A 26,383-nucleotide genomic window follows, 5' to 3' on the forward strand; every position below is an offset into this window, starting at 1 on the left:
ATCTAAGTTGTTGTCTACGCAATTCGGAGTGATGCAGATGGAGCAGTATTCCAGAGCAATCGTAGCCAAGCAATCCGTTTGCCAAAGGCGGTTGCTTTGCCTGATGATGTAAAGCGTGTCGACATCGTTGCGGTGGGACGCACTCGCATCATTGCACCAGCTGGAGAGATCTGGGACAGCTGGTTTGATGAAGCGGACGCGACATCCGACTTCATGAGTGAGCGTGATCAAGCTGCTTCGCAGGAGCGCGAGGCATTTTAATGCTGAAGTACATGCTGGACACCAATATCTGCATTTTTACGATCAAGAAGCGCCCGCAGCAGGTGAGAGACGCGTTCAATCGCTCCCATGATCGGCTTTGCATCAGCTCGGTTAGCCTAATGGAATTGATCTACGGAGCGGAAAAGTCAGCCAGTCCTGAAAAGAACCTTTCCGTCGTGGAGGGCTTCGTGGCACGCCTCGATGTATTACAGTACGACGAAGTGGCCGCAAGCCATACCGGTCAATTGCGGGCCGAACTGGCGCGTAGCGGAACTCCGATAGGTCCATATGATCAATTGATCGCGGGACACGCGCGCTCGCGTGGACTGATTATGGTTAGCAACAATCGCCGGGAGTTTGATCGCTTACCCGGCTTACGAATGGAAGATTGGACTGCTTAATTAGTTTCAATATTCAATCGCCTAGCCCCGAGTTCGGCGGAGTTCCCTAAGCATTTAAGCACAGGGTCGTCGGACCGTATACCATCAAGATCAGAAAGAGCTTTTGGGCTTTCACTGCGGCAGATATGCCTCTGCTCCTGCGGTTATGATTTCTTCTTCGCTGAGATGCCTGTGCCAGTGAGAGTAGAGCACGAGGCGATCGCGGGAAAGCCCGATATTCTTCTTCAGGTGCCGATAAATAGCACTGAACGCTCGGTGCTCGCATCCGCCCCAGACAAAAACCGTATCGAGCTTCTCAGGCCATTTCACTGAGCGTACGGCATCCACCAGCAACGTCGTCGCGCCGGCGTCGGCGCCGTTTCGATGAAGCCAAGCGACCACCATGCCTGCGGGACAGCGAAGTGGCAACTCGTCTGCTTTGGTGTCCACCTCGATAAACACATGGCCGGTCGCGGTGGAGGGCAGGTTTTCGAGGACTCGTGCGATACCCGGCAAAGCGGTTTCATCTCCGACCAAAACTTGGAATTCTCCGTGTTTGGGACCATTGGCGGCGGGGCCGAGGATGCCAGCAAGATCACCGGCTCGCGCATCCATGGCCCACCGGGTTGCAGGACCGGGGTTCGCGTGAAGTGCAAAGTCGATCGTGATGTCTTGGGCTGACGCGTCGATATGCCGGATCGTATAGACGCGTGTCGGAACAGCCTGGTCATCCGGCCACACGACATGGCCGCGGTGGTCGAGCATCGGCCATCGTGGTTCGGCTGTGCCACGCGGCTGGAAGATGAGCCGACAGTGGAACTGGTCGTTGCGATCGTATCGTTCGAGATTTTCCCCTTGGAACACGATGCGGCGGAGGCGCGGCGCAATGTCCTCGACGGATTTGACATGCAGGATGCGCAAATCGGCGGGCAGGGCCGGTTCGGCATGATCGCCTAGCCACTGGATTTCCAGCTTTTCACGGGCGGCGATGAAGCCGATTGGCCCGACGAGCGCGTGCTTCAGCCGATTGAGACCACCGGCGTCCGGGGCTTCCGCCGTCAGCCGGAAGCCGTTTCCGGTCGCTTCGAGCGTGGCAGTGCCGAACGGTGAGCGGATATGATGAATGCCATCGGCTTCTTCAACAGTCATGTCGTGGGTCGCGATCGATTCAACGATCGGCCCCACGTAGTCCCTGATGTTTGCAAACTGCACCATGGCGCTTGCGCGATATCGTTTGTTACTGATCAGTGACATCCGGATTTCTCCTTGAACTCAGATTGAGGCCCACAACGGTCCCTCGATGGGGAATGCCGCGAAATCGCGATTGATGCGATCGAGGATGGTCGCAGGGTCGAGATCGACGCATTGCTCGGGGTGCAGCCATTCTGCGGCTTGGGCTATGAACAGGATGTTGAGCGGAAGATTGGTGATCAGCCCGGTCCATATCCCATGAACGCGCTTCGCGCGAACGCTTGGCAAATGGTCGAAGGCAGGCCTTCCGTCGATCAAACGCTGCAGTCCTTGCCGGCCCAAAGTGGGGTCGATACCAGGCCCGATCGCGGGCCGGCTTCCCGAGGCCCAACCGCCGCCGGAGGCTATGTAAACGTCGTGGGGCGCGGACAGCAGATATTCGAGCGAGAGCTTTTCGAACCAGGGCGCGGTCACGCCTGGCAAGGGTTGTCCACCGGCAAGCGCCAGAAGATCGCCCCAGACCTTTCGCCCTGCCGCCCAGCAGCAATCGTCGAGGGTGGACTGGACCTCCAGATAGGTGGTGACCGGTGCCGTGCCTTCAAGGCGTGCCGTTATCCCTGCCAACTCTCGTTCATAAAAGGCGATGAACGCATTGGCCTTTACTGATGCGCCGAGGAGTGCACCCCACATTTTCATCGAATTCTTGAGTTCGGAAACAGGATCGGCGGCCTGTGCGCCGGCAATGGCATTGCTCGATGCGTCGCTGTAGACCACCGGGATGCCGAATTGCGTCAGCCTTTCCACCATTGGGTCGGTGTCACCCTGCGGCGTCATGAAGGCGGTCGTGACAACGAGATCTGGCGCGAGGCCGATCAATCCTTCCAGTGAAACGGTATCGGGAGACTGCTTGCCGACGGTGCTGACCGGATGGCCGTTGAGCAGGCGCTTCTGCAGGTGCTCGCTATCGATCCGATCGACAGCCGCCCAGCCGACGACGAGCGAGGCGGGATCGGTATGCAGGAGGGACATGGTCAGGAGATCGTGTGCCTCAAGAAGTATGATTCGTTTAGGCAGCGCGGGAAGTCGCACCTCGCGCCCGGCCATATCCGTCACTGTCAGTGGTTGCGCCTCCGCCGCCACGGGCGGGATCCCTGAGAGGATGCCGGCGGCGGCAATGGAGGTGCAAAAGAGACGTCTTGTCAGAGTCACTGCCGCCTCACCACTTGTATCTCAGTCCGGCAAGTACCGTGCGACCGTTCCCGTACTGGCAATAATATTCGGAACTGCAGGAGGAATAATATTCTTTATCGAGCAGGTTAGTGACATTGAGCGTTGCCTGAAGCCCTTTCAGGCTTGGGTTTCTCGCTCCAAAATCGTAGCGGAGCGCTGCGTCGAGCAGCGTGTAGCCATCCGCCTTCACCGTATTTGCGTCATTGCTGTAGCTGGAGCCGACGAAGCGTGCGCCCCCGCCAATGCTCAAACCTTCCAGCGCGCCGGTGTCGATGGTGTAATTTGCCCAGAGCGAACCGTAGTAGCGCGGCACGGCCTGTGGACGGTTGCCAATGATCGACGCGATGCCGGATTCGGAAACTTCCGTGTCGAGCAGAGACACTGCAGCAATCAGTTCAAGATTGCTGGTCAGGTTGCCTCTGGCTTCAAATTCCACACCGCGCGAATGGATCTCGCCCTGCTGTTCGTTGAAGCCGGTTGAAGCATTGTAATAAACGACGTTCTGTTGGCGGATGTCGAAGGCAGATAGGGTAAAGACGGCGTCCAACCCTGCTGGCTGATATTTGATACCCACCTCGTACTGTTCCGCTTCCGTTGGTTTCAGCGGACTGCCGCCGGCTCCCACGCTGGTCGACGGCTCGAATGAGGTGGAGTAGCTGACATAGGGCGCTATGCCGTTATCGAATAGATAGAGCAAGCCCGCTCGATAGCTCGTCGCGCTGTCGGATCGCTCGGTTGACGTGCCGGTGAGGCGATTATCCGTATCCTGGTTTGCCCAGTCGTGCCGGACGCCGAAGACACCGCGCAGGCTGCCGATTTCTATCTGGTCCTGAACGTAGATACCCGTCTGGTGAAGCGTTTGGTCGCTATCGATCGCAGTCATGAACGGGCCGACTGGCTGACCATAAACGGGGTTGGTGACATCAAGCGATGTTGCGCCGCCGAGCAGATACTCCCAACTGCTGCTGGAGCGCTGGATGTCGAGTCCTGCAAGAAGCGTATGACGTACGACGCCAGTGTCGACGTTGAACTCCGCCTGATTATCGAACGAAAAACCACGCGCGTCTTCAATGGAATGCACAGCCCAGCGAGGGATCAGACCGGCTGCCGACATCGGGCCGTTCATCTGGAGCGATTGCATGTCTGTTTCAACGCCGGAATACCGGAAGTTCGAACGTACAGTCACCTGTTCATCAAAACGGTGCTCGAACCTATAGCCAACGCCGTATTGGGTGCGCTCGAAAGCGTCGTAGTTTGGATCTCCAACATTGAGGTCGTGCGCCAAAAAACCGGCATAGCCTGAAGGTGCCAGAAACTTCGGATACAGGGAATTAAAATATCCGCCTTCCGGATCCCGTTGATAATAGCCGGAGATCACTAGCGATGTGTCTGCGTCCGGCTCCCACTTCAGCGATGGCATCACGCCAAGGCGCTGCTCATCGACGTCGTCGTAGCGCGTGCCCGAGGACCGGCCGATGACCCCAAGCCCGTACTGCACAGTGCCAGCCGAGGTGAGAGGCCCGGTGGAATAAAGTCCGCTCTGAATCCGCCCGTCCGATCCGACCTCAAGCCGCACCTCGTTTGATTGAACTTCGGACGGCTCCCGGCTAACCTGATTGACGAGGCCGCCGGGGCTGATCTGGCCATAGAGAAGGGCAGACGGCCCCTTCAGGACCTCCACATGATCCAGGAAGAACGGATCGATGGACGGCGTGGCGAAGGCCTGTCCTCGCTGCAGCTTGAGGCCATCGAGATAGCTGACATAGTTCGTGGCAGTACCGAATGCGCCGAAGCCACGGAGAAACACGGAATCGTAGCGGGAATTCGAATCCCGATCGGAAAGGACGCCGGCCGTATAACGCAGCGCCTCACTGACTGTTTGGGGGTTCTGGTCCTCGATCTGCTTGCGCGTGATGGTCGTTATGGATTGCGGCGTCTCTGCGACGGGCGTCACGGTCTTGGTCGCGGACCGAGCCGACTTGACGACAATGCTACCGGACGTGTCGTCAATGGTGCCGTCGCCATACACGAGGATAGGCGCCAACTGTGTGCTCTGATCCTGAGCCCAGGCTTGGTTGACGACGAGAAGAAAGGTCGATGCCGTCAGTATCTGTTTTAAAGAAATGCTGTGCTTCACGAAACGCCCCCATGGTCGCGGCTTGCGGTATCTGCTAGGCTATTAAATCAAACGGGACCGTCCTGTCCAGTAAATATGAGCTTGTTAGTCAGCTTTCGCGTTGGCAAATTAACACTCGGCTTTGAGACGGGACGAGCCTAGGACAATCGGAGAGAAAGATGGCATCTGAAAACATACGTACGATGGCCCGAGTGGGCCGGCCGCCGAAAGCGAAACAGGATGCAGCGGCAATGCGAATTATAGAGGCGGCTACCGCGCTTTTTGCCAGCAGGGGATTTGCAGGCACGTCGATGGAACAGGTCGCCTCGCATTGCGGAGCCGGCAAGGACACCGTTTATCGCCGCTACCCGTCGAAAGTGGCCCTGTTCGAAGCGGTCGTCGAACACGCACATCAGTGCGCGACTGCCAAGCTCGAGAAGATGCCCGCGGCAAGCGGGAACGCACTTGAGCGGCTCCGATCACTGGTGCTTGAGCTCTTGCATTTGAACATGGAGCCGGAACTCATCGCATTGAAGCGTATCACCTTCAGTGAAGCCGTTGTTTTCGAGAAGAACGGGCCGATACCGCCGCAGCCGGATCCAATCATGGTGAAGCTGATTGAGGCGGTTGGCGAGGCGCAAGACTTCGGTGCCATCGGCGCTGGCGATGCTACCGAGATCGCTCATCATCTCATTCACTGTATGGTCGCGTTGCCGACGACCGCGGCAATGATGGGGAGCAATGAGTTTGACTCGCGCCGGAATATTGACGCACATTTTGACAAGACTTGGCATTGGCTCATCAATGGCGTGGGTGGGGGCAATATGTAGTAGCCCTACCGAATACAGCTCGGTGGCAATATGCCGTTTATTGCTTCGGTATCCGATCGTTGAGTTAAACCGAGCGCTCTCTTGGACCTCATCTGCCTGATTCCCAATCTTTTTTGACCGGGCAGCCGTGTGTTTTCCTCGGCGAGATCGCCATATTGAGCGAGAGGGCAGATGAGTTTGTCAAACTGGAAGTACACTACGCGGTTGATATATTCCCAATAAGAAATGACGGGTTTTGCTATCTGGGAGCCTGGCTTGTCGGCGGGATCTTCAAGCTCGCTGTTTATCGCGGTCGTCGCTGCAGACTATACCCTGCATGCCGGGATACGCCCGCTGGATTTAGCGGTCGCGTATGGTGAAGAACGCCCGGAATCACTTGGGAAGGCCGATCTGTCGGGTTCTTCTACAATCAGCGCATGCTTGCCGAATGGCGTGAGGCTGACGCTGGAATACGGCGGCGTTCATTTCGTCGACGGCGATCATTGGAGTGCTTTGCCATGTTCAGACTGGGCGCTGATCTAAGGTCTATGCCCCCGCGCTACAAACCTTCGACCCTCGCTTGCCGGAGCCCGTCGAGCAGTTGTCGGAGCATGACCTGCCAACCCTGACAGTGGTAATGGCGATGAATGTAACCTGGAGCGGGGTCGATCACACACGCGATTATCAACCGCCGGCGCCTTCCAGTTCAATCGCCAGCCTTCGCATGTGCTCGGTGCAAACAACTTTTACGGCTTCAAGCAGGGTCGCGGTGCGATCGGCCAACCAAAGCAATGCCTCTTCGCTGATCTCGAAGTGCTTGGAGTACCGGGCTTTTACATAGGCCTCGTTCAGTGTGTTGAACCAGGCGCGTTCGCGATGCTGGTCGCGCGGAAAAGCGTCAGCCAGACGCCGATCCTGCTCTTCGGCAAGAGAACGGAGGAATTTCAGATTGTGCGATGGCTGGCCATAGTTGGTGAGCGTCAGTAGGACGCAAGCGTAGGCCTGCTCAAGCGACTGGTGCAACAAAAACGCAGCCTCTTTGGAACGCCCTCGGCCGAGCGCATAGTTTGACGTGTCCAAGAAACCCGACGCGGTTGGATAACGGTCGTCAAAAAATTCTTTGGCCACCCGCAGCCGCTCCTCTGGCGCAAGCGCCTCCGGTTCCGCCAGCGGCTCGTCATCGAGCTCGTAGAGGACGATGCCTTCCTTGCGGATGTCGGAGAAGAAGTACTGCCCTTTTTTCAGATAGGTGTTCACCTCGCGCAGCGAATGAACAATGAAGCTAACGGGCGTTTCGATGGCCTTGTCGCGGATTAGCCGGTCGACCGCTTTGTGCCAGAAAGTGGCGTAGTCGCAGAGCTTGCGGTTGTTGACGATGATGAGGAGGTCGAAGTCTGAGCGGTAGCCCTTCATCGTAAACGGCTCGTCCACCCAGCCGCCTTTGGCATAGGATCCGAAGAGAATGACTTTGAGAACGCGCCCGCGCTTCTTGAAGTCTGCCGTCCCTTGCCCGAGAGCGTCGGCGAACTCCTCATGCAGGATCTCAACAACGCGCGCCAGTTCCCGTTGCTTGCGAGGAGGCATATGGTCGATGGAGGACTTCATCATGACGGTAAAACATTCCGTGTGCGGGTTTCCGGATACCTTCAAACCGGGTTTGCGGATATTGTGCCGAGCTTGCACAAGACATCCTCAACCGCAAGCAAAGATAGACTTGGCCTACTGTGAACCGCAAGGCTGAACCTGGCCGAGTTCACCCCTTCCGCTCATTTGCGAACGTCCATTGACGAAGGCTTATACGTTCACCCGGCCAATCTTTACGGGTCGGCACATGTGACCACCTTCCTTATGAACGGCGCGCAGTGCTGGCTAATATTTCTCCTTCGACGACTGGTGGTCAATTTTCCCAAACAAAAAAACTTGACGCGACTCTGTGCGTGCATCAATCCTGTAACGGCTGAGGTGTGGATATGGGGTTGTTAGGCGTTAGTCGGCTTCCCCTCTGTTAGCAATTGCATCCGGCGTATAAGATCAGTCGAGAGAATCGTCTCCGCCTGATGCGGTGACGCGCCATCACCCTGTAGCAGAGCTTGGGCAGTGTGTTGTGGAATGATGGCAAAGGCCGCCGGGAAAGCCGGTCGGATTGACGGAGAAGAAACATGGCGTCCACGGCGCGCGGAGCGGCACAAAACAAGACGGCAGGCGGTTCGCAAGACACGCGCCAGCCGGCTGACGTCACCATTGCCGCCGATGCGCAGGCACTGTCCGAGCAATTGAAGGCCATGCGCGAGCGGTTGTTTCCGCCGGCAGCCTCCAAGACGCTGCGCGCCTTTTCCTCCGGCGAAGCTGCAAAGCTGATCGGGGTCTCTGACGGGTATCTTCGCCAGCTATCGCTGGCCGGCGAGGGGCCACAGCCGGAAACCGGGGCGGGCGGGCGTCGTTTCTACTCGCTATCCGATATCAATGCGCTGCGCGTCTATCTGTCGGATCAGGCGATTTCCAAGGGCAATCAAGCCAAGGCACGCAGCTATCTGCCCAAGCGCGATGCTGAGCGCGGCGAGCATATGCAGGTGATTTCAGTCACCAATTTCAAGGGCGGTTCGGGCAAGACTACGTCTGCGGTGCATCTGGCTCAGTATCTGGCGCTATCCGGCCACCGGGTTCTCGCGATCGATCTTGATCCGCAGGCCTCGCTTTCGGCACTGTTCGGTTACCAGCCGGAACTGGATCTCACTGGTAATGACACGCTTTACGGGGCCATCCGCTACGATAGCGATGTCCGGCCGCTGACGGATGTCATCCGCAACACCTATTTTCCGGGGCTGGATCTGGTGCCCGGCAATATCGAACTGCAGGAATTCGAGCACGAGACGCCACAGGCGCTGTTACGCCGCCAAAGCGGTGAGGAACACGGTCCGCTATTTTTCGCCCGCATCCAGGCGGCGCTGAAAACGGTGGAAGAGAATTACGACGTTGTCGTTATCGATTGCCCGCCGCAGCTTGGATACCTGACGCTGTCGGCGCTCTGCGCCTCCTCTTCGGTTCTCGTCACCGTGCATCCGCAGATGCTGGATGTGGCCTCGATGAACCAGTTCCTGTTCATGACCTCGGATCTGTTGTCCGTGGTGCGCGAGGCGGGCGGCGCGCTGAATTTCGATTTTCTGCGCTATCTCGTGACGCGCTTTGAGCCCAATGACGGGCCGCAGGCGCAGATCGTCGGCTTCATGCGCTCGCTGTTTGGAGACCGGGTGCTGACCTCGCCGATGCTAAAATCCACCGCCGTCTCCGACGCGGGTCTGACCAAGCAGACGCTCTACGAAGTCGGCCGCGAAAACTTTACTCGCGCCACCTACGACCGGGCGCTGGAGGCCATGAACGCCGTTAATGGCGAAGTCGAGGCACTGATCCATTCGTCCTGGGGCTGGTGACCTTGGGCAAAGCAGACGGAAAGGCATGATGTGATGGCTGGGAGCCGAAAGAACGAGTTGAAGGCCCTGTTCGGGGGCACACTTGCGCCCGTAGCGCAGGCAGCACCTCAGCCCGACGCCCCGGCATCCGGGGAGGCACAAGGCAAATCACCCGCCAAGGGTGATGCATCGCCGGCGGTTGCCGCAACGGCGAGCACGGATACCCAAAAGCCGGTGGCTCAGCCGTCCGTGCCGCGCAGCGCATCGGGCGCGGTCAAGGCCATGGGGCTTTCGCTCGGCTCGATGTCGCGCGATGCAGACGAGGTGCGCGCCCTTCGCCAGGCGCTGTCGGACGGTGAGCGGGTGATTTCGGTCGCAACCGACCGCATTGAAGCCTCTTTCGTTGAGGACCGGCTGCGGCTGGAAGACCGTGACGACGAGGATTTTGCAAACCTTGTGGAGAGCATGCGCGACAGCGGCCAGCAGGTGCCGGTGCTGCTTCGCCCGCATCCGACCCGCGAAGGCCGCTACCAGACCGCCTATGGTCACCGCCGCATTCGCGCGGCCGCTCGCCTGGGCATCGAGGTAAAGGCGGTGGTGCGGGCGCTCAGCGACGATGAGCTGGTGTTGGCGCAGGGCAAGGAAAATGCCGAGCGCCGTAATCTCTCCTTCATCGAACGCGCCGTCTTTGCCCGCAATCTGTCCGCCCGCGGTTTTGATCGCAAGGTGATCGGCGAGGCACTGTCGGTCCAGAAAAGCGAGCTTTCGCGCCTGATGCAGGTGGTCGAAAGCGTGCCGGAAAAATACATCCGCCTGATTGGTGCGGCGCCTAAGGCCGGACGTGACCGCTGGATGAAGCTGGGCGAACTGCTGCGCGAACCCGAGCGCCAGAAGGCCGCGGACGGGGAAGTTGCAGACCGCGAATTCTTGTCCGGTGACAGCGACCAGAGATTTCAGACCCTCTTTGCAGCGCTTGTGGCAAGCCCGCGCAAGGCCGCGTCACCAGCCGTTGCGGCAATTGACCTGACAGATGGTCAAGGCGTTGTTTTTGCGAGGCTTCGCCGTGATGGAAAAGTGCCGAGGATCGAGTTTCAAAGCGGTGTGGACGAGGCTTTCCTTGAGGAAGCCGCCATGCTGTTGAGTAAACGATATCAAGAATTTCTGGCGTCCCGAAAGGCCGGTTAACCGGCGCAGACGACAGAAGACATCCCCAGATGCTGATCTGGCGGCAACTAACCGATGAGACTGTCCGTCTGGCTTTTCGTCAGCGTGGACTTGTCGTGCTGTGGTGAGAGCGTGAAGGCAGCAATTAAGCGTCAGAAGAACGTGGTGCTGTCAAAAGTCCGGCCTTGTCGCCGGCAGATCAACGAACCTTGAAAGGACGACGCGAGAGCAAGAAAAAAAGGCCCCCAAAACGTTACCGTTTCGGAAGCCCTCTTCAATGTAGCAATTTAAGAGAATCACTTCCACGCTTCAAAGTCAAGAGTCGGCGGCTGCATTGCTGTTTCCGGCTGTGGATTCTGTTGTCTTCGGTGTCGTTTTAGGCCGCTTGCCTCCTGACGGAGAGGGACATGGCCGAAAGATTGGCAACGACGCCGTTTGGCGGCGCGCCTTTGCGCGCGAAAAATTTCGCCCGGATGACGAAGGTCGAAGGGCAACAGAAGAGGCTGCGCGATGGCGACGGCGGCAACGAAACGGGCACGGCTGAAAAGTGGCAACTGATCCGCGCGCTGACAGAAGCCCGCGATATCTATGGCCTCTCCGACCGCTCGATTGCGGTTCTGGAGGCGCTTTTGAGCTTTCACCCCGAGCGTCAGCTGGATGGACGCGCGCCGATCATCGTTTTTCCCTCAAATGCGGAGCTTTCGCTGCGCTGCCGGGGCATGTCTGCGGCAACACTTCGCCGGCATCTGGCAGCGCTTGTCGATGCCGGCCTGATCTTTCGCCGTGACAGCCCGAACGGCAAGCGCTTTTGCCAGCGCGACGAGCGCGGCGTCGTGGAAAACGCCTTCGGCTTTGATCTGGCGCCGCTGGTGCTCGCAAGCGATGAGATTGCAGCCCATGCGGAGGCCGCGCGCGATCTTGCACGGCGCATCTCGCGCGTGCGGGCCGAAATCAGCCTGCACCTGCGCGACATCGCAAAGACGATCGAAGCGGCGCTGTCGGAGGCGCGGCGCGGCGATTGGGCGGATTTCGTACTGAGGCTGCAAAGCCTGTCCGGACGCGTTGCCCGAAACGGCGAACTTGCAGACCATATGGCAAGGGCGTCGGAGCTTCTTCGGTTGCGGGCAGAGGTGGAGAAAGCCTATCTCGACAGTCTTTCAGAACGAGAAATGAGCGGCAATGAACTTGTTTTTGAGCGCCATATTCAGAATTCAAATACAGACACATTACTTGAAAAATATGGCCAAAGAGTAATACAAAGGGCAGAACCGGCAGCGAACACCACCAGGGCGGTCTCCGGAGCAGGCGATGCCGGCATGAGCGACGGCGACAAGGGTGGGCCGCCCAAGCTCGAGCGGAAGTCGGTTGGTATCAGCCTCAAACAATTCCTCTCCTCATGCCCGCAGATTATAGATTACGCCCGAGACGGTATTCGAAGCTGGAAGGATGTGGTGGCAGCCGCCGAAATTGTCCGCTCCATGCTGGGCGTCAGCCCAAGCGCCTGGGCGGAGGCGCGCGCCGCTATGGGTGAAATCGAGGCGGCGATCACGCTATCTGCGATTTTCGAGCGGGCAGAGGCCATTCGCTCGCCCGGCGGTTACCTGCGCGATCTGACGCGCAAGGCCGAGCTTGGCCGGTTTTCGGTGCGGCCGATGCTGAAGGCGCTGGAATGAGGCAGGGTGCGGTAAAGATCTGCGCCGACGCTGATAGGGGCGGGGTCAGGGAGAGCCACAGGTCCAGAAAGCTCTGAGAGACAGAAGGGGATGGGCAGGCCGTTCCCAGGCGAGAGAACGGTCTGCCACCCGTCAGGCCCGCTTGCGCGGACGCTGATCCTGATCCCGGTGCTGCTGCGTGGAACCGCTGGTGCGAAAACGCGACAGCAGTTCGAAGAGGCCGGAGGAAATGCCGACGAGATTTTGCGTCGAGGCGTTGGTTTCTTCCATCAGCGCGGCGTTGCGCTGGGTGATCTGGTCCATGCTGCGCATCGCCGCGTTGATTTCATCGATGCCCGACGCTTGCTCCTTGGCCGATCGGGCAATCAGGTCGATATGCCCGCTGATGGCATTAACGCCATCGCCGATACTGACCAACGCCTCGCCGGTCTTGTTGACAAGGCTGACGCCGCGGGTGACGTCGTTGGAAGATTGGTCGATCAGCGCCTTGATCTCGCGGGCAGCGGCTGCCGATCGCTGGGCCAGCTCGCGCACCTCCTGCGCTACGACGGCAAAGCCCTTGCCTTGTTCGCCGGCGCGGGCTGCTTCGACACCGGCATTCAGCGCCAGAAGATTGGTCTGGAAGGCGATATCGTCGATGACGCCGATGATCTGCGTCATCTTGCGCGACGAGGTTTCGATTTCGCCCATGGCGCTGATCGCCTGCTGCACCACTTCGCCGGAGCGCACGGTTTCGGCAGCCGATACCTTGACGATGGCCTGTACCTCGTTGGTGCGCTGCGCCGAACTGGCGGAAATGGTGGTTATTTCCTCAAGCGCTGCGGCCGTCTGTTCCAGCGCAGAGGCCTGCTGCTCGGTGCGTTTGGCCATGTCGTCGGTGGAGGACGAAATGCCGCTCACTTCGGCGCGCACCTGTTCGACGGCATCGCGGATCTCGCGCATGGCGCCATCAAGTTCCGATACCGAACGATTGTAGTTGGTCTTGATCTTTTCGAATTCCGGAGACAGCGTCTGGCGCACTTCGGCCGTGAGGTCGCGCGCGGCAAGTTCTCGAAGGGCGGTATCAAGCGCGCCGAGCGCCGTCTGCTGCTCCTGCGTCGCCTTTGCCTTTTCCGATTCCACCTGTGCGCGCTCGGAGGCGAGCACGTCAAGATAAACGGAGATGGCATAATCCATGTCGAGAAGGGCAGCCTTCACCACAACACAAAGCTGCTCCTCCACGGCCTTTGCCTTCTTCTCCACGAAGAAGCCTTTCAGCTCGGATGCGATCACCGCCTTGATGATGCCTTCGACGATCAGCGCATAACCGCCGATATACCAGCGCGGCTCCAGCCCGAGACGGGCATGGGTGCGCCCGACGGTCGATACCGCATCAACGTAGTGTTCATTGAACTCGGCGGATGCGATGGCATCCCAGTGTTTTTCCTGGCGTGCCTTTGCATGGGCGATGTGGGCCGGGTTGTCGAAGAAGGCGGCGGTATGCGGATGTTTCCGCGCCTTGTCATAGAACGCATCAAGCGCTGGCCCGATGGAGCGGGCAACCAGTGGGCGCATGGAGGACAGGGTGCGGCGCTGGCCTTCGTCGAGGCCCATGAAATCGAGCCGGTCCTTCAGATCCTGAGTTTTTGCGTTCGTCGACATCGATTTCTCCAGGGGCGAGCTGGATCACCAGCATTGATGTATTTTAGCGTTCAATGCTTAATGCAGACTTAGCGTTGTCTCCTGCTTTCTTGTGAACGCAACCGCGGCACAACCGAGATTTGTACGGTTCTCGTCTCCCTTAAAATCTGTGCATGTGTCAGAATGGCGAATCGAAGTTTCGCCCTGCTTCGCTTCCTTTTTGTTCATGTCCTCCCCCCTACAGTCGAAGAAACCCCGATAGACCCATGCTGACCAGCCCCATGTTCCGACGTCCCGACCATCTCGACCAGTATGTCGATCTTGCTTCCGTGCCGCGCCATCGTTTCATTCACAACCATCCGTTCATCGAGCGGTTGCGGCGGGCCGTGCCGTTCGATTTCGTGATGGTGAGTGGACTCGATCTCGACAAGTTCCGCTTTGGGACGGCGCAATCCATCGATACGGATTTTCCGCCGGCCTTTCTCGAAGCCTATTACGAGGGGCGATACCACCTGACCGATCCCTTTGTGAAACTGTCGAGCATTTCCGAGGGCGTGGTGATCGAGGGCGACGTGCTGAAGGATGTCGTCCTGCCGGAACGTCTCTCCTATCTGCTCGACACGTTTAAGGTGAAAAACCGCACGTTGTTTCCCATCCGGCGCGGCACGCTGATCTATGGATGTGTCGGCTTTACCCGAACGACGCCGTTTCTGGCTGAAGAAATCAGCTTTTTTGCCGCCATTGCAGAGGCAACCCATCGGGAAATCACCCGTCCGCTGGTGGAACGTTTTGCCGCTGTCGAGTTGAAACTTTCGGCAGGTGAACTGATCTGTCTTCGGCTTGCGTCCAAGGGTATGACCAGCGATCAGATCGCCAACGAGAGCGGCTACCAGGTGGACACCGTCAACACCTACATCAAACACGCCACCCGCAAGATCGGCGCCACCAACCGCACGCAGGCGATTGCCGAGGGGATCAGGCGTCGGTTGATCGAATGAAAATGCGAACATTCGTCATGTTCCTGGGCAAAAACCTGGAAATGGACAAGTCGAACATACGGATTTACTAATCCTCAATGAGATGAGCCTAATTTTTGGCAGTGTCGCGGCGGTTTTGCCGAACATATGGGCAAAATGTCCATGTCCCGTCCGTTTTGTCAGTTCCGGATTTCGTGCCGCTTGTGGCGCGCCAGGTAGGGCGCGGCCTTGATCGATCGATAGGCCGGTTGGAGCTCGTAATGCCGCTTTCCGCCGTTTTTTCTTCCGATGCTGAACGCATTGTTGCTGCGATGAACCGCTCGTTTGCGGTGATCGAATTTGATCCGTCCGGCAGAATTCTCAATGCGAACGAGAACTTCTGTGCCGCTATCGGCTACAGGCCGGAAGAAATCAGAGGGCAGCATCACCGCATGTTCGTGGCGCCTGAAGAGGCGATGAGCGCTGGATATACGGAGTTCTGGTCGAAGCTTGCGGGTGGTGAATTCGACCGCCGTCAATACAAGCGCATCGCAAAAGGCGGACGCGAGATCTGGATCGAGGCCTCCTACAACCCGATCCTGAGAAACGGGCGTGTCTACAAGGTGGTGGAGTTTGCAACGGACATTACCGCCATCAAGCTGGAAGCGACCGAAAACGCCGGCAAGATCTCTGCGCTGTCGCGGGCCCAGGCCATCATCGAATTCACGCCTGAAGGCGACATCCTCAACGCCAATGAAAATTTCCTGTCCACGATGGGATACCGCCTGGACGAAATCGTTGGGCGCCACCATTCGATTTTCTGTGAACCGCAATTTGTATCGGCGCCGGACTATGCCCGGCTGTGGCAGGATCTGAAGCGCGGCCAATTCGTGGGCGGCGAGTTCATGCGGCTCGGGCGCGGCGGACGCCAAGTGTTCATCCAGGCATCCTATAACCCGATTATCGACATGGACGGCAAGGTCTTCAAGGTCGTCAAGTTCGCGACCGACGTGACGGAGCGGGTCAGCAATGTCAAGACGCTTGGCTCAGGCCTGAAGGGAATGGCCGCCGGTGATCTCTCCGGCAATATCTATCAGCCGTTCATCCCGTCGCTGGAGCCGCTGCGAACCGATTATAACGAGGCATCCGCAAAACTTCGTGATGCGTTGTCGGCAGTGTCGCGCAATGCGGCTGCCATTGCTTCCGGTTCCGACGAGGTGCGCGGAGCAGCCGACGCGCTGTCGCGCCGCACCGAACAACAGGCGGCATCCGTCGAGGAGACGGCGGCAGCACTTGAAGAAATCACCACCACCGTCCGCGATGCCAGCCAGCGCGCGCAGGAAGCGGGAAGTCTTGTGGAGACAACCCGCAGCGGCGCTGAAAAATCCGGCTTCGTGGTGCGCCAGGCCATTGCAGCCATGGGCGAGATCGAGGCGTCCTCGCGCGAGATTTCCTCGATCATCGGCGTCATCGACGAGATCGCCTTCCAGACGAACCTGCTGGCGCTGAACGCCGGCGTTGAAGCCGCGCGCGCCGGTGAAGCCGGCAAGGGTTTTGCCGTCGTTGCCCAGGAAGTGCGCGAACTTGCCCAGCGTTCGGCAAAGGCTGCCAAGGAAATCAAAGGCTTGATCAACGCATCTGCCGGACAGGTGAAAAAGGGCGTCGAACTGGTGGCGGAAACGGGCGTGGCGCTGGAGGAGATCGTTGCACGCGTGCGCGATATCTCCACCAATGTTGCGGCCATCGTCGAAGCCTCGCGCGAACAGTCGATCGGGCTGCAGGAGATCAACCAGGCGGTCAATACGATCGACATGGGCACGCAGCAGAATGCCGCCATGGTGGAAGAATCCAACGCCGCCAGCCATGCCTTGGCAACGGAAGCGAGCGAGCTTTTTCAACTCACCTCGAGCTTCCGGCTTGGCGAGAGCAAAAGAAACGACGCCACGCGCCACCGTGAAACGATCACTGCACCGGATTACACCGATGATCGCCCGGCCGCGCGGCCTGTGTCCATATCCCGACGCGCGGCTTCCATAACGCCTGGCGCTGCGGCACGTTCTGTCAAAGCCGAGTGGCAGGATTTTTGATCCGTCCGCCCGTATTTCAAGAGTTTGGCACCCGCCTGGGTCACAATCCGTGCCCGCTTCGTCTTCTGGTCGCGCACTGCAAGGCCGCGGCCGGGATATATCCCAAACTAAATCGTTATCCGGCGTTTACATTCGCCGGCTAGCGACTATCTCCCCCGATGAAACGCGGCCCCTGAGGTCACGCGCCGCCCTCTGCTTTGTCCATGCCTTTGGATGGAACGATATGCAGCGCGGAGCTTGACCCGCATTACCGTCGGAGACGTCTTTTGACTGGAACGGACCTGGATCTGGAAGCCTGTGCGCGCGAGCCGATCCGCGTGCCGGGCGCCATTCAGCCCCATGGTGCGCTGTTTGTGCTGCGCCCGCACGACCAGGTGGTCGTTCAGGCGAGCGCCAACCTTTCCGATTACCTTGGGGATGTCGTGGCACTTGGCAAACCGCCCTCCGGAGCACTTGACGCGGTGATGGCGGCGCTGATGCAGTGGCACGCCGGGAGCAAAGCCTTCTTTCAGACGTACATTTTGGAGCGCAACCTGACGCTTGTCGCTCACCACGCCGGTTCCTTGATCGTCGTGGAAGTGGAACCCGCCGGGAGCGAGCAGCTGGACGCCGTGTTCGGTCGCCTGCGCGGTTTTACCCAAAGGCTCTCTGCCGAAAACGATATCACCCGGTCGCTGTCCATCGTCACGCAGTTCATCGCAGACCTGACCGGTTTCGACCGGGTGCTGCTGTACCGGTTCGATGCGGAATGGAACGGGCAGGTGGTGGCCGAAAGCGGCAATGGCAAGCTTCCGTCCTATCTTGATCTGAGGTTTCCAAGCGGGGATATCCCGGCCCAGGCGCGGGCGCTCTACGCGTCCAACCGGCTGCGCATCATCCCCGATGTCGGCTACCGGCCCGTGCCGCTCAACCCGCCGCTCAATCCGCAAACCGGCGATCAGCTCGACATGAGTTTTGCCCAACTGCGCAGCGTGTCGCCGGTGCATCTGGAATACATGCGCAACATGGGCACCGGAGCCTCCATGTCGGTTTCCATCATGGTCGACGGCACGCTCTGGGGGCTGGTGTCCTGCCACAGCGTCGACGCGCATACTGTCGCGCATCCGCTGCGGGAAATCTGCGATTTTGCCGCCGAAGCACTTGCCATGCGCATTGGGGCACTGTCGCGGGCAGACGATGCCGCCCGCCGGGTGGAACTGTCGCAGGTAACGAGCCGGTTGCTCGGCGCGATGTCGGCAGAATCCGATTGGCTGGACGGGCTTTTCCAGGACGGCGACCTGCTGCTGGAACAGGTGTCCGCACTTGGCGCCTGCGTCATCACGCCGACGCATCTGCGCACGTTTGGTGTAACGCCCGGTGACGAAAACCTGCGCCGGCTCGTGTCGTTTCTGGAGCAACGCGGCGAAGACCGCGAGTTATTTGCCACGCAGTCACTGGCAAGCCTTTACCCTGCGGCGGAAAGTTTTGCCGACAGCGCAAGCGGCGTTCTGGCCATCCGCATCTCCAGGTTACATGCCAGCTGGCTGATCTGGTTTCGGCCCGAACTGGTGCGCACGGTGAACTGGGGCGGCAATCCGCACAAGCTGGTGGCCGAGCGCGGCCGCATCCACCCGCGCAAATCCTTCGATGCCTGGCGCGAACTGGTGCGCTGGCAATCAGCGCCGTGGAGCGATGCGGAGCTTTCGGCTGCGCGCGATCTGCGCTCGGCCATTGTCGGCGTCGTCCTGCGCAAGGCCGAGGAACTGGCGCAGCTTTCCAGCGACCTGCAGCGCTCCAACAAGGAACTTGAGGCCTTTTCCTATTCGGTCTCGCATGATCTGCGCGCCCCCTTTCGCCACATCGTCGGTTTTGCCGAGCTTTTGCGCGAGCGCGAAAATTCGCTGGATGACAAATCCCGGCATTACCTGCAGACGATTTCGGAAGCCGCCGTTTCCGCCGGCCGGCTGGTGGACGATCTCTTGAGCTTTTCCCAGCTCGGGCGCGCCTCCATCGCCTCAAAACCGGTCGACATGAACAAGCTGGTGGCCGATGTCATCAAGTCCGTTAGCCTCTCCAGCCGTGACCGGAAGATAAAATGGTCCGTTTCGGACCTTCCGCCGGCGTTTGGCGATGTGACGCTGCTGCGCCAGGTATGGTTCAACCTTATTGATAATGCGGTGAAATATACCCAGCCGCGTCCCCAAGCCGAAATCACCATTGTCGGCGTCACCCGCGACGACATGACGATTTACTCCGTGTCCGACAACGGCGTGGGATTTGACATGGCTTACGTCGGAAAACTGTTCGGCGTGTTTCAGCGCCTGCAGCGGGCCGAGGATTTTGAGGGAACAGGGATCGGTCTTGCGCTGGTGCGCCGTATCATCGAACGCCACAATGGAAGTATCGAGGCGGAAGGGGAGGTGGACAAGGGCGCTTGCTTCACCTTCTGCCTGCCGACAGAGAAGAGGAAAGGTCGCGCAATTGCCTGATTTGCGTCCGATATTGCTCGTCGAGGACAGCCCTCGCGATCTTGAACTGACGCTGGCGGCGCTGGAAAAGTGCCAACTGGCCAACGAAATCGTCATCGCTCGCGATGGCGCGGAAGCCATGGATTATCTCCTGCGCACCGGTATGCATGACAATCGCACGCATGGCGACCCGACCGTCGTGCTGCTCGACCTCAAGCTGCCAAAGATGGACGGGCTGGAGGTTCTGGAAAAAGTGAAGACGAATGACCGGCTCCGGCATATCCCGATCGTCATGCTGACCTCCTCGCGCGAGGAGCAGGATCTGGTGCAAAGTTACGAGCTGGGCGTGAATGCCTTTGTGGTGAAGCCTGTGGAGTTTAGCGAATTCTTCAAGGCCATACAGGATCTCGGCGTGTTCTGGGCGCTGCTGAACGAACCGCCACCGGGAAATCTTCGCAATGGAAAGTCCTGATCCCACCATCCGCATCCTTCTTCTCGAAGACAGCGTGCTGGATGCCGAACTGATTTGCGAACATCTCGAGCGGCTGCAGCCGCAGCCGGACGTTCACCGTGCGGCAAGCCGGGCCGAATATCTTTCAGCGCTCGATGCGACGGAATTCGACGTGATCCTTGCTGATTTCTCGCTTCCCGATTTCGACGGCATGGCAGCACTCGAGCTTGCCCATGAGCGCGTGCCCGAAACGCCGTTCATCTTCGTCTCGGGCGTGCTGGGCGAGGAGGTGGCCATTGAAAGTTTTCGCCGGGGCGCTACCGATTATGTGCTGAAGCAGCGGCTGATCCGGCTGGCCGCCGCCGTGGAGCGTGCCCTTTCGGAAGCCCGTGAACGTGCCGAACGCCGCCGTATCGAGCAACACCGTGAGCTTCTGGTGCGAGAACTCAGCCACCGGGTTAAAAATACCATGGCTATGGTGATGTCGATCGTGCGGCGGACCGCGCGCGGCGCGCAAAACGTCGAGGACTATGTCGAAAACCTGATGGGACGCCTGCGCGCCATGGCAGATGCCCATGCGCTGCTGTTTGAGACCAACTGGAACGAAGCCGACCTTCACGACATGATTACGCGGACGGCTGTCGCCACCCTGCGCGATGCCGAGCGCATTGCGATTACGCCGGGACCATCGATCCCGCTTGATCCGCGCGCCGCCCTTGCCGTGTCGATGGTGCTGAACGAACTCGTGACCAATGCCGCGAAATACGGTGCGCTGAGCACCGCATCCGGTCGCGTCTCCGTCTCCTGGTCCAGGGAGATGAACAAAGAGGGCCAGCCACTTCTTTGCCTGCACTGGAAAGAGACCGGCGGCCCGCCCGTCCACCCGCCGCAGGATCTAGGCTTCGGCATGACGCTGATCCAGCGCACCATCGAATACGAACTGCTGGGCGACGTGACGATCACCTACCCCGAGACAGGGCTTTCCTGCGACATCTGCTTTCCGCTGGAAAGCACGTGTGATGAGACGCTTAAGCCCGCCGAACCGACAGCCCCTGCTGGAGGCATGGACGACAGCCGTTATTGATCGGCCACGGTTCTTGCTACCGGCTTCATCCGCACCAGTGGCGCTTGCTTGATGACGTCCTGCAGAGTTTAAGGAGCGGTCACCCCGTCTTTCCCGGGGCATCCCCTTTTTTCATGGAAGACCTTGCGCAGGTTATCCAGCGGTCGGGTGTTCTCCGTCCATAAACGTTTAATTGCGCCATCTCGTTTCAAACCGTCCGAAGTTGCGCAGGCGAGACAACGGCGACCGACCGAATTCAACGTTTATTGCGGTTTTCCCGTTTTAGAATCAGGTTGTCTGATAGACTTATCCTATTCGTAGGCCGGCTCTGCATTAACTGTTCGCGAATTAAATTGTTGCCATGCAGCAAAGCGTATATTACTGAAATCATCAGATTGATTGAGAATAAAAGGTTGCCGCTTATTCAAAAGCCGGCGGTGACTTGCCAATCGCAATTGAATTTATGTGTTAATCGGGGAAGCTATGACCTTAAATGCTGTCGGCAACGGTAAAGTTGCGCTTATCACAGGTGTGACTGGCCAGGACGGTTCCTATCTCGCGGAATTGCTGCTCGAAAAGGGCTATATCGTTCACGGAATCAAGCGCCGTGCCTCCCTGTTCAACACCGCCCGCGTCGATCACATCTACGAAGATCCCCATGTCAGCAACGGACGGTTCAAGCTGCATTACGGCGACCTGTCCGATACGTCCAACCTGACGCGCATTATCCGCGATATCGAGCCGGACGAAGTTTACAATCTCGGCGCCCAGTCGCATGTGGCGGTCAGCTTTGAAGCGCCGGAATACACCGCCGACGTGGATGCAATTGGAACTTTGCGTCTTCTGGAGGCCATCCGCTTCCTCGGGCTTGAGAAGAAATCGCGTTTCTACCAAGCCTCGACGTCAGAGCTTTACGGCCTCGTTCAGGAAATTCCGCAGCGTGAGACGACACCGTTTTATCCGCGCTCTCCTTATGCGGTGGCAAAACTTTACGCCTACTGGATCACGGTCAACTACCGCGAAGCCTATGGCATGTATGCCTGCAACGGTGTCCTGTTTAATCACGAGTCTCCCCGTCGCGGCGAAACCTTCGTGACACGCAAGATCACCCGCGGTCTGTCCAATATTGCGCTCGGCCTCGAATCCTGCCTGTTCATGGGCAATATCGACTCGCTGCGCGACTGGGGCCATGCCAAGGACTACGTTCGCATGCAGTGGATGATGCTTCAGCAGGACGAGCCGGACGATTTCGTCATTTCCACGGGCCTGCAATATTCGGTGCGCGAATTCATCCAGTGGACAGCCAACGAACTCGGCGTGACGCTGGAGTTTTCAGGCACCGGCGTCGACGAGATTGCAACTGTCGCTGCGGTCACCGGGGATCTGGCGCCGTCGATCAAGGTTGGTGATATCGTGATGCGGATCGATCCGCGTTACTTCCGCCCGGCAGAAGTCGAAACGCTGCTCGGCAGCTCGGAAAAGGCCAAGCAGAAGCTCGGCTGGGTTCCCGAAATCACGGCCCAGGAAATGTGCGCCGAAATGGTGGCGGAAGACCACAAGGCGGCGCGCCGACATGCGCTGCTCAAGCAGCACGGCCTCAGCCTTCCTGTAAGCCTGGAGGGCTGAACATGGTGTATGACCTGAAAGGCAAGAAAGTCTATGTCGCAGGTCACAGGGGGATGGTCGGTTCGGCCATCGTCCGCAGGCTTGCCTCTGAAGGATGCGAAATCCTCACCGCATCGCGCGCCGATGCGGACCTGACGCGTCAGGTCGAGGTGGAAGCCTGGATGGACAAGAACCGTCCGGATGCGGTGTTCCTGGCCGCGGCCAAAGTGGGCGGCATTCTTGCCAATGACACCTATCCGGCTGATTTTCTCTACGAGAACATGATATTGGAAGCCAATATCATCCATGCTGCCCATAACGTTGGCGTGGAAAAGCTGCTGTTCCTCGGGTCCTCGTGCATCTACCCGAAGTTCGCCGATCAGCCGATCACCGAGGACGCGCTGCTGACCGGTTCGCTCGAGCCGACCAATGAATGGTATGCGATTGCCAAGATTGCCGGCATCAAGCTGTGCCAGGCCTATCGCAAGCAGCATGGTCACGATTACATCTCGGCCATGCCGACCAATCTTTACGGTCCCGGCGACAATTTCGACCTGAACTCTAGCCACGTCATGCCCGCGCTCATCCGCAAGGCGCATGATGCAAAGACCGAGGGCAAGCCGGAGGTCGTCGTTTGGGGCACCGGCACGCCGCGCCGCGAATTCCTGCATGTGGACGACTGCGCCGATGCCTGCGTGCATCTGATGAAAACCTATTCGGCCGACACGCATGTGAATGTCGGTTATGGCGACGACGTGACCATTCTGGATCTGACCCAGATGGTCTGCCGCGTTGTCGGGTTCGAGGGCGCGATCATCAACGATCTGTCGAAGCCGGATGGCACGCCACGCAAGCTGATGAGCGCCGACAAACTGCGCGGCCTCGGCTGGACGCCCAGCATCGGTCTTGAGGACGGTATTCGCAGCGCCTATAAGGCTTTCCTCAGCGGTCAGTTTGCCGAGCGTCGGCAGGGAACCGCTGCATGACCACGGTTATTCTCGATGGGGTGGATGCGCAGGTTAAGCCACAGACGGCGTCTGTCACGCACAAGCGCATCCTGATCTATGGGATGAACTATGCCCCGGAACTGGCGGGCGTCGGAAAATATACCGGGGAGATCGCAGAATATCTGGCAGCCGAAGGCGCTGATGTCACTGTGGTGACCACGCCGCCACATTATCCAGGCTGGGCTGTCCAGAAGGGTTTCCGCAACGGCTATTCCAAGGCTGAAGAGAACGGCGTCCACATCCTGCGCACACCGCTTCTGTTGCGTCGCAAGATGAAGGGCGTGTGGCGGTTGCTCGCGCCGTTGAGCTTTGCCGCAAGCTCCGCTCCTGTCGTGTTCTGGCAGATATTGCGCCGCAAGCCTGAAACAGTGTTCTGCGTAGAGCCAACATTGTTTGCGGCACCCATCGCGCAGCTTGCCGCCAAACTCGTCGGTGCAAAAACTGTGCTCCATGTACAGGATCTGGAAGTGGACGCAGCTTTTGCTGTTGGCCATCTCGGTGCGCTCGGTTTTCTGAAGACGCTCGGCTTTGCCTTCGAGCGCTTCACGCTGAAACGTTTCGACAAGGTCATCACCATTTCCAACCGCATGGCGGAAAAGCTGGTGGAAAAGTGCGTAAAACCGCAAAACATTGCACTGGTGCGTAACTGGGTGGACCTCTCCCACATCTATCCGATGACGGAGGAAAGCCCCTACCGCGCCGAGCTTGGATTCACCAAGGATGATTTCGTCGTTCTCTATTCCGGCAATATCGGCGCCAAACAGGGCCTGACGGTGCTACTTGATGCCGCCGAAAAGCTGAAAGCTGAAGCGAACATCCATTTTGTCGTAGCCGGCGAGGGACCCTTAAAGGACGATCTACAGGCGCGTTATGGCACTTTGCCGAATTTGCGTTTCCTGCCCTTCCAGCCTTACGCTCGTCTTAACGAGTTCCTCAACATGGCCGACCTTCACGCCTTGCCACAGGACAAAGGTGCGGCTGATCTGGTGTTGCCGTCGAAGCTCGGTGGGATGTTGGCTAGCGGAAAGCAGGTTTTGGTGACGGCGGATGCGGGGACAGAGTTGGCGGATTTTGTGCGTGGAGCGGGCATTTTGGTTGCCCCTGGTAATTCCGTTGTCTTTGCTAACGCTGTGCTGCGTGCCCGTGAGAAACTTGGTGAGAATAAGCGTTGTAAGGTAGCTGCCGATTGTGCTGCAATTCTTTCGAGTAAAACCAGCCTCCCAGCGCTAGCCGCACTCACAGTTCCTTGAAACGCGTCAGGTGGTATAATTTGAGACGAGATATGAAAATCGACATCCTGACTTATAGTGAAATTAGCAACTACGGTGCGCAGTTGCAGGCTTGGTCGGTACAGAGTTTTCTGATTTCCAGGGGACTTGATGCCGAGCTGGTGGATTTCTGCCTCTGGCGTAATGAATTGGCCGGAACATGACGTCGAGGCGGGCGATTAACAATTTGAACGTATCAGAATTCAAACGGCATTTCGCGACGAGCCGGAGCTTCAGGGCATCGATATCCGACATGGCCCCGGCTTTCGTCGGCAAGAACGGAGCGATAGTTGCGGCCGGCGCCGTCACAAAAGATGTTCCCTATGCAATAGGGGGCGGAAATTTGGTGAAACTGATTCGGCCGCTCTTCGACGAGGTGGACATCAGCAGCCAGGATAAAAACCTTATCCCTCTTCCGGCAGATAGCCTTTGTATGGAGTTTTAGGATGCTTACCAAGCGAATAGGTATCTTAACCTATCATTTTTCGGAAAATTTTGGCGCATTGATGCAGGCCTATGGCCTGCGCCAGTGGCTGCTCGAACATGGACATCAAGCTGAGTTCGTCAACTATCATCCCCGCTATGTCGAGGAAGGCGGCGATTTTGAGAAACTTTTGAGCCCGGCTGCCTTCCGCCGCAACCTGAAGGTTGCTTATCTGCGCCTCTCGACCCTTCAACGCAAGATTTTCGGCAGCCGTTTGCAGGCACAACAGTTCGAGACATTTCGTCACGATGTCTTGGGTGTCCGTGGTGCGCGTCTTGAAAACGATGCCGATGTCGAGGCTTTTCTAGCGAGCGCTGATGGCCGTTTCGATATCCTTGTCTGTGGCAGCGATCAGATCTGGAACCCGTCCCCCCAGAAAGGATTGGACTCCGTCTATTTCCTAGCGGTGAAAGACGCGACAAATGCCCGTCATGTTGCTTACGCGCCAAGCTTCGGCAAGGGCAGTCTAGATCCGGAGTTCGACGGCGACGTTTCTCGGTTTCTTGCCAGTATGCATGGGCTTTCGGTGCGTGAAGAGAGCGGCGTTGGAATCGTTCGCCGCATTACGGGCCGGGACGCTGTCTGCGTTCCGGATCCGACCATTCTTCTCGGAGATTTCTCTAAGCTTCTCGATAGTGCCGAACCGGTCGGGCAGGGACATGTCTTCTGCTATGCCTTGCGCACCGGCCAGGGCATCCGCGAAGTGACGAATCAGGTTAGCCAGACATTAGGTGCGGAGATTGTTTCGCCTTACAACGTGCATCGGCGCTGGCGCGAAATCGGCAAGACCGTCTATCCGTCACCGGCTGGGTGGGTTGCGATGATCGATCGGTCTGCTTTCGTCGTCACCAATTCCTTCCATGGCACCGTTCTTAGTGTGCTTCTCAGAAAGCCGTTCCTGACGGTCGGACTTCCGGGCGCAAAGGGCGGTCTTAACGAGCGTGTGCGAAATTTTTTGGTCCAGCTCGACCTGATGGACCGGTTTGTTAACGCCGGCGACTTGGAGACAACACGCCGGCGGCTCAGTGAAGAAATAGATTGGAACGCCGTTGAGGTTAAGCTGCAGAAAATGCAGGATATCGGCCGCATATATCTCTCCAGAGAAATTGGCGGCATTGCTCAATAAGAGCTGCCTTGTTTCTTTTGATTATCGTTTCCTGATGG

The 26,383-nt window shown here is 58.4% G+C and carries 22 protein-coding genes; 17 read left to right on the top strand and 5 right to left on the bottom strand.

Annotated elements, in window-relative coordinates:
• Positions 1-21 precede the first annotated feature (21 nt).
• Together vapB and vapC are read left to right on the top strand one after the other, a co-directional pair.
• The gene (vapB, locus tag AC4CWH_RS20650) at positions 22-261 is read left to right on the top strand and encodes a type II toxin-antitoxin system VapB family antitoxin (RefSeq protein ID WP_491287700.1); all 240 of its coding nucleotides are present in this window, start codon (positions 22-24) and stop codon (positions 259-261) included.
• On the top strand, positions 261-662 hold the full coding sequence (gene vapC / locus AC4CWH_RS20655; RefSeq protein WP_491322137.1) for a type II toxin-antitoxin system tRNA(fMet)-specific endonuclease VapC: 402 nt from the start codon (positions 261-263) through the stop codon (positions 660-662). Before vapB ends, vapC begins: the two co-directional genes overlap by 1 nt.
• A gap of 111 nt (positions 663-773) precedes the next feature.
• Here vapC and AC4CWH_RS20660 read toward each other — a convergent pair whose 3' ends face one another.
• From AC4CWH_RS20660 to AC4CWH_RS20670, 3 genes are read right to left on the bottom strand one after another with little or no spacing between them, the layout of a single operon-like run.
• Positions 774-1,895 (bottom strand): DUF2218 domain-containing protein, encoded by a 1,122-nt coding sequence (locus AC4CWH_RS20660; protein ID WP_491322138.1) that lies wholly within the window; start codon positions 1,893-1,895, stop codon positions 774-776.
• Between the two features lie 18 nt (positions 1,896-1,913).
• On the bottom strand, positions 1,914-3,041 hold the full coding sequence (locus AC4CWH_RS20665) for an ABC transporter substrate-binding protein (RefSeq protein WP_491322139.1): 1,128 nt from the start codon (positions 3,039-3,041) through the stop codon (positions 1,914-1,916).
• Between the two features lie 7 nt (positions 3,042-3,048).
• Positions 3,049-5,199, bottom strand: coding sequence for a TonB-dependent siderophore receptor (locus AC4CWH_RS20670; RefSeq protein ID WP_491322140.1), 2,151 nt, complete (start codon positions 5,197-5,199; stop codon positions 3,049-3,051).
• 158 nt (positions 5,200-5,357) lie between these two features.
• On the opposite strand from AC4CWH_RS20670, the gene AC4CWH_RS20675 reads away from it, so the two are divergent.
• Both AC4CWH_RS20675 and AC4CWH_RS20680 read left to right on the top strand, forming a co-directional pair.
• Positions 5,358-6,008 (top strand): TetR/AcrR family transcriptional regulator, encoded by a 651-nt coding sequence (locus AC4CWH_RS20675; protein ID WP_491322141.1) that lies wholly within the window; start codon positions 5,358-5,360, stop codon positions 6,006-6,008.
• A gap of 255 nt (positions 6,009-6,263) precedes the next feature.
• On the top strand, positions 6,264-6,530 hold the full coding sequence (locus AC4CWH_RS20680; protein ID WP_491322142.1) for a hypothetical protein: 267 nt from the start codon (positions 6,264-6,266) through the stop codon (positions 6,528-6,530).
• Between the two features lie 141 nt (positions 6,531-6,671).
• Here AC4CWH_RS20680 and AC4CWH_RS20685 read toward each other — a convergent pair whose 3' ends face one another.
• On the bottom strand, positions 6,672-7,592 hold the full coding sequence (locus AC4CWH_RS20685) for a nucleotidyltransferase and HEPN domain-containing protein (protein WP_491322305.1): 921 nt from the start codon (positions 7,590-7,592) through the stop codon (positions 6,672-6,674).
• A 554-nt stretch (positions 7,593-8,146) separates the two neighbouring features.
• On the opposite strand from AC4CWH_RS20685, the gene repA reads away from it, so the two are divergent.
• The 3 genes from repA to repC all read left to right on the top strand — a co-directional run bounded on the left by repA (position 8,147) and on the right by repC (position 12,231).
• Positions 8,147-9,415 carry a plasmid partitioning protein RepA gene (repA, locus tag AC4CWH_RS20690; RefSeq protein ID WP_491322143.1) on the top strand — a complete coding sequence of 423 codons (1,269 nt, stop codon included), beginning with the start codon at positions 8,147-8,149 and terminating at the stop codon, positions 9,413-9,415.
• Positions 9,416-9,448: 33 nt separating this feature from the next.
• Positions 9,449-10,579 carry a plasmid partitioning protein RepB gene (gene repB, locus AC4CWH_RS20695; RefSeq protein ID WP_491322144.1) on the top strand — a complete coding sequence of 377 codons (1,131 nt, stop codon included), beginning with the start codon at positions 9,449-9,451 and terminating at the stop codon, positions 10,577-10,579.
• 386 nt (positions 10,580-10,965) lie between these two features.
• Positions 10,966-12,231, top strand: coding sequence for a plasmid replication protein RepC (repC, locus tag AC4CWH_RS20700; RefSeq protein ID WP_491322145.1), 1,266 nt, complete (start codon positions 10,966-10,968; stop codon positions 12,229-12,231).
• A gap of 132 nt (positions 12,232-12,363) precedes the next feature.
• Here the strand turns inward: repC and AC4CWH_RS20705 are convergent, their stop codons facing one another.
• Positions 12,364-13,872 (bottom strand): methyl-accepting chemotaxis protein, encoded by a 1,509-nt coding sequence (locus tag AC4CWH_RS20705; protein WP_491286907.1) that lies wholly within the window; start codon positions 13,870-13,872, stop codon positions 12,364-12,366.
• A gap of 245 nt (positions 13,873-14,117) precedes the next feature.
• Between AC4CWH_RS20705 and AC4CWH_RS20710 the strand changes: the two genes are divergently transcribed.
• The 10 genes from AC4CWH_RS20710 to AC4CWH_RS20755 all read left to right on the top strand — a co-directional run bounded on the left by AC4CWH_RS20710 (position 14,118) and on the right by AC4CWH_RS20755 (position 26,345).
• Positions 14,118-14,849: a LuxR C-terminal-related transcriptional regulator gene (locus tag AC4CWH_RS20710; RefSeq protein WP_491322146.1), complete on the top strand. Its 732-nt coding sequence runs from the start codon at positions 14,118-14,120 to the stop codon at positions 14,847-14,849.
• A gap of 239 nt (positions 14,850-15,088) precedes the next feature.
• Positions 15,089-16,894 (top strand): methyl-accepting chemotaxis protein, encoded by a 1,806-nt coding sequence (locus AC4CWH_RS20715; RefSeq protein ID WP_491322147.1) that lies wholly within the window; start codon positions 15,089-15,091, stop codon positions 16,892-16,894.
• A gap of 266 nt (positions 16,895-17,160) precedes the next feature.
• Positions 17,161-19,362: an ATP-binding protein gene (locus tag AC4CWH_RS20720; protein ID WP_491322148.1), complete on the top strand. Its 2,202-nt coding sequence runs from the start codon at positions 17,161-17,163 to the stop codon at positions 19,360-19,362.
• The gene (locus AC4CWH_RS20725; RefSeq protein WP_491322149.1) at positions 19,355-19,813 is read left to right on the top strand and encodes a response regulator; all 459 of its coding nucleotides are present in this window, start codon (positions 19,355-19,357) and stop codon (positions 19,811-19,813) included. Before AC4CWH_RS20720 ends, AC4CWH_RS20725 begins: the two co-directional genes overlap by 8 nt.
• Complete coding sequence (locus AC4CWH_RS20730) at positions 19,800-20,876, top strand: HWE histidine kinase domain-containing protein (protein WP_491322150.1); 1,077 nt, start codon at positions 19,800-19,802, stop codon at positions 20,874-20,876. The genes AC4CWH_RS20725 and AC4CWH_RS20730 overlap by 14 nt, the downstream gene beginning before the upstream one ends.
• 462 nt (positions 20,877-21,338) lie before the next feature.
• Positions 21,339-22,481: a GDP-mannose 4,6-dehydratase gene (gene gmd, locus AC4CWH_RS20735; RefSeq protein ID WP_491322151.1), complete on the top strand. Its 1,143-nt coding sequence runs from the start codon at positions 21,339-21,341 to the stop codon at positions 22,479-22,481.
• Between the two features lie 2 nt (positions 22,482-22,483).
• Positions 22,484-23,446 carry a GDP-L-fucose synthase gene (gene fcl / locus AC4CWH_RS20740; protein WP_491322152.1) on the top strand — a complete coding sequence of 321 codons (963 nt, stop codon included), beginning with the start codon at positions 22,484-22,486 and terminating at the stop codon, positions 23,444-23,446.
• Positions 23,443-24,717, top strand: coding sequence for a WcaI family glycosyltransferase (locus AC4CWH_RS20745; protein WP_491322153.1), 1,275 nt, complete (start codon positions 23,443-23,445; stop codon positions 24,715-24,717). The genes fcl and AC4CWH_RS20745 overlap by 4 nt, the downstream gene beginning before the upstream one ends.
• Positions 24,718-24,749: 32 nt before the next feature.
• Positions 24,750-24,899, top strand: a complete 150-nt coding sequence (locus AC4CWH_RS20750) for a hypothetical protein (protein WP_491322154.1) — start codon at positions 24,750-24,752, stop codon at positions 24,897-24,899.
• 282 nt (positions 24,900-25,181) lie between these two features.
• Positions 25,182-26,345 carry a polysaccharide pyruvyl transferase family protein gene (locus tag AC4CWH_RS20755; protein ID WP_491322155.1) on the top strand — a complete coding sequence of 388 codons (1,164 nt, stop codon included), beginning with the start codon at positions 25,182-25,184 and terminating at the stop codon, positions 26,343-26,345.
• Positions 26,346-26,383 lie beyond the last annotated feature (38 nt).

This window comes from Neorhizobium sp. PAMB6716 (assembly GCF_058242805.1).